At 70.1% G+C, this 3,752-nt stretch carries 3 protein-coding genes; 1 reads left to right on the top strand and 2 read right to left on the bottom strand.

Going from position 1 to position 3,752, the window contains the following annotated elements:
- Positions 1–108: 108 nt before the first annotated feature.
- Positions 109–492 (bottom strand): VOC family protein, encoded by a 384-nt coding sequence (locus tag ACSW7Y_RS16515; RefSeq protein WP_438127325.1) that lies wholly within the window; start codon positions 490–492, stop codon positions 109–111.
- Positions 493–553: 61 nt separating this feature from the next.
- Positions 554–922 (bottom strand): PaaI family thioesterase, encoded by a 369-nt coding sequence (locus tag ACSW7Y_RS16510; RefSeq protein WP_438127326.1) that lies wholly within the window; start codon positions 920–922, stop codon positions 554–556.
- Positions 923–1,023: 101 nt separating this feature from the next.
- Between ACSW7Y_RS16510 and polA the strand changes: the two genes are divergently transcribed.
- Entirely contained in the window at positions 1,024–3,693 is a 2,670-nt protein-coding gene (polA, locus tag ACSW7Y_RS16505; RefSeq protein WP_438127324.1) for a DNA polymerase I, read from the top strand.
- The last annotated feature ends 59 nt before the right edge of the window (positions 3,694–3,752 follow it).

Here is a 3,752-nt window from a genome sequence, read left to right as displayed (position 1 = left end):
TCGTCCGTGGACTCCGCGACCGGCCTGGAGGCGCGGTGGGCGCCAGCCACGGCCGGCCGCCTGTCGGGCGGCACGGTCCTCGTACAGGGGATCCGGGCCTCCCGGCCGTCAGCTGCGCAGCGGCAGCTGCTGCAGGGTCCAGGCGTTGCCGTCGGGGTCGCGGAAGAAGACGAACCGGCCCCAGGCGAGCTCGTCGACCCCGATCGCGTCGACGCCGAGGCCCTGCAGGTGGGCGAGTGCGTCGTCGGCGTCCCGGACGACGACCTGGATCGACTTCAGCGACCCGGGCGGCACGTCCGGCGACATGATGCCCTCGCCGAACGCGATCGAGCAGGCCGAGCCGGGCGGTGTCGCCTGCACGAACCGGACGTCGTCGGAGACGCGTTGGTCGTGGTCGATGACGAAACCGATGCGTTCGTAGAACTCCCGGGCGCGGTCGACGTCGCTGACGGGAACCATGATGAGTTCGATCTTCCAGTCGGTCGCGGGCATGGTCACTCCTTCGTGTGTGCCCGGTGGCCGCGTCGCGGCGAGGTCGCTCCGGTCGGTCGCGTCAGCGGGCGTCGCGGATCATGTTGGTGATGCGCACGGTGGAGCAGCGCCGCCCCTGGTCGTCGGTGAGGACGATCTCGTGCGTGGTGAGCGTGTTGCCGAGGTGGATCGCGGTGCAGGTGCCGGTGACGGTACCGCTCGTGGCACTGCGCGAGTGCGAGGCGTTGAGCTCGATGCCGACGGCGTAGCGACCGGGCCCCGCGTGGACGTTGGCGGCCATCGACCCGAGGCTCTCCGCGAGCACGACGTAGGCGCCGCCGTGGAGCAGGCCCACCGGCTGCCGGTTGCCCTCGACCGGGATCGTGCCCACCGCGCGCTCGGCCGTGAGCTCGGTGACGACCATGCCCATCTTCTCGGCGAGTTCACCCATGCCGCGCTCGGTGAGCCGGTCGTCGACGGCGTTCGTGGTGGTCGCTTCGTCGGTCACGCGCGCAGGACTCCCGTGTCGGATGGCGTCGGTAGGCTGTCCGGGTGTCGGACTCCGCAAAGCCTACCCTCATGGTCATCGACGGCCACTCGCTCGCCTTCCGGGCCTTCTACGCGCTGCCGGTCGACAGCTTCGTGAACCGCGAGGGGCAGCACACGAACGCCATCCACGGCTTCATCTCGATGCTGCTCATGCTCCTCCAGCGCGAGAAGCCGACCCACCTCGCGGTCGCGTTCGACATCTCCCGGTTCTCCTTCCGCACCCGCGAGTACGAGGACTACAAGGGCACCCGCTCCGAGACCCCGCCGGAGTTCAAGGGCCAGATCCCGCTCCTGCAGCAGGCGCTCGAGGCCATGGGCATCACGACGGTCACGAAGGAGGACTACGAGGCCGACGACATCCTCGCCACCCTCGCCCGCCAGGGGTCCGAGCAGGGCTACCAGGTGTACGTCGTCTCCGGCGACCGCGACTCGATCCAGCTCGTGAACGACGACGTCACGCTGCTCTACCCCTCGGTGCGCGGTGTCTCCGAGCTCACCCGGTACGACCGCGACAAGGTGTACGAGCGCTACGGCATCGAGCCGCACCAGTACCCGGACATCGCGGCGCTCGTCGGCGAGACCAGCGACAACCTCATCGGCATCGACAAGGTCGGCGAGAAGACCGCGGTCAAGTGGATCAACCTGTACGGCTCGCTCGACGGGGTGCTCGAGCACGCCGACGAGATCAAGGGCGTCGTCGGGAACAACCTCCGCGAGCAGCGGGACCGCGCGGTCCGGAACCGCAAGCTCAACCGGCTCGTGAACGACGTCGAACTCCCCGTCGGTCCGGCGGACGTCGCGCTCCGTCCGCTCGACGAGCAGGCCGTCCGCGACCTCTTCGCCAAGCTCCAGTTCCGCACGCTGCTCGACCGCGTCTTCAAGGTCGCGGGTACGGGGGAGCCGTCGGAGTCCACCGCGACCGAGGGCGGCGTCGACGACGGCGCCCCGACGCCGCCGAAGGTCACCACGATCATCGACGAGGAGCTCGGGTACTGGCTCGAGCGCAAGGCGAAGGACGCCGCGAACGGCTTCGGCGTCGCGGTCGAGGTCATCGACGGCCGGCTCAGCGCGATCGGCATCGCCACCCACGACGACGCCGTGCTCGTCCCCGGCGGCAGCGGCGCGAAGGACTACGAGCAGCTCGCGGCCTGGTTCGCCTCGGACGCGCCGAAGCACTTCCACGACGCCAAGACCGCGCTCAAGGTGCTCGGGACCGTCGGGTTCGAGGTGAACGGCCTCGCCGGCGACGCCCGCATCCTCGGGTGGCTGGCGCAGCCCGGCAAGCAGGGGCAGCCCCTCGCCGACCTCGTCTACCAGGAACTCGGCGAGGAACTCCCCACCGCCGACCCGAACCAGCTCGTGCCCGAGACCGACCCGGTGAACATCGGGGTCCACGCGTGGTACGTCCTCCGGGTGACGACCGCGATCCGAGCGCGCCTCGACGAGTCCTCGCTGCGCGTCCTCGACGACATCGAGCTGCCGCTCGTGCACGTCCTCGCCGGCATGGAGACCACGGGCGTGGCGATCGACCGACCCGTCCTCACGAACCTGTCGCACGAGCTGGGGGAGCGCGCCGCCGACCTCGCCCAGCAGGCCTTCGCCGAGATCGGGCACGAGGTGAACCTCGGCTCGCCGAAGCAGCTCCAGGAGGTCCTCTTCACCGAACTCGCGATGCCGAAGACCCGCAAGACGAAGACCGGGTTCTCGACCGACGCCGCGAGCCTCGCCGACCTGCAGGAGCAGCACCCGCACCCCTTCCTCGGACTGCTGCTGCAGCACCGCGACGCCACGAAGCTCCGCCAGATCGTCGACACCCTCGACGCCGCGATCGTCGACGGCCGCATCCACACCCGGTACGAACAGACCGGCAGCAGCACCGGCCGCATCTCCTCGACCGACCCGAACCTCCAGAACATCCCGGTGAAGACCGCCGTCGGCCGTCGGGTGCGCTCGGCCTTCGCGGTGGCGGAGCCGTACACGACGCTCATCACCGCCGACTACTCGCAGATCGAGATGCGGATCATGGCGCACCTCTCCGGCGACCCGGGGCTCATCCAGGCGTTCAACGAGGGTGAGGACCTGCACCGCTTCGTCGGCGCGCGGGTGTTCGGCGTCGAGCCGGCGGACGTGTCGCCCGAGATGCGCACCAAGGTGAAGGCGATGTCGTACGGGCTCGCCTACGGCCTGAGCGCCTTCGGTCTGTCGAAGCAGCTGCGCATCGAGCAGTCCGAGGCGCGGACGCTCATGACCGAGTACTTCGCCCGCTTCGGTGCCGTCCGCGACTACCTGCGCAACGTGGTCGAGCAGGCCCGCGAGGACGGCTACACCGAGACGATCTTCGGTCGCCGTCGGCCCTTCCCGGACCTCAAGAGCCCGAACCGTGTGCTCCGCGAGAACGCCGAGCGCGCCGCCCTGAACGCACCGATCCAGGGCTCGGCCGCCGACATCATGAAGATCGCGATGCTCGGTGTCGCGGCCGACCTGCGTGACGGCGGCCTCGAGTCGCACCTGCTCCTCCAGGTGCACGACGAGCTCATCCTCGAGGTCGCGCCCGGCGAGCAGGACCGCGTCGAGGAGATCCTGCGTACCCGGATGGGTGGCGCTGCCGAGTTGAGCGTCCCGCTCGACGTCTCGGTGGGTGTCGGCCCGAACTGGGAGGCCGCGGCGCACTGACGCCGGCGGGTCGCGACGGTCACGCGACCACAGGACGGACCGGAGGCTCGGTGCCAGCT

Source organism: Curtobacterium flaccumfaciens, assembly GCF_051548005.1.
Lineage (GTDB): Bacteria > Actinomycetota > Actinomycetes > Actinomycetales > Microbacteriaceae > Curtobacterium.
This window is presented reverse-complemented; position numbering and strand designations above follow the sequence as displayed.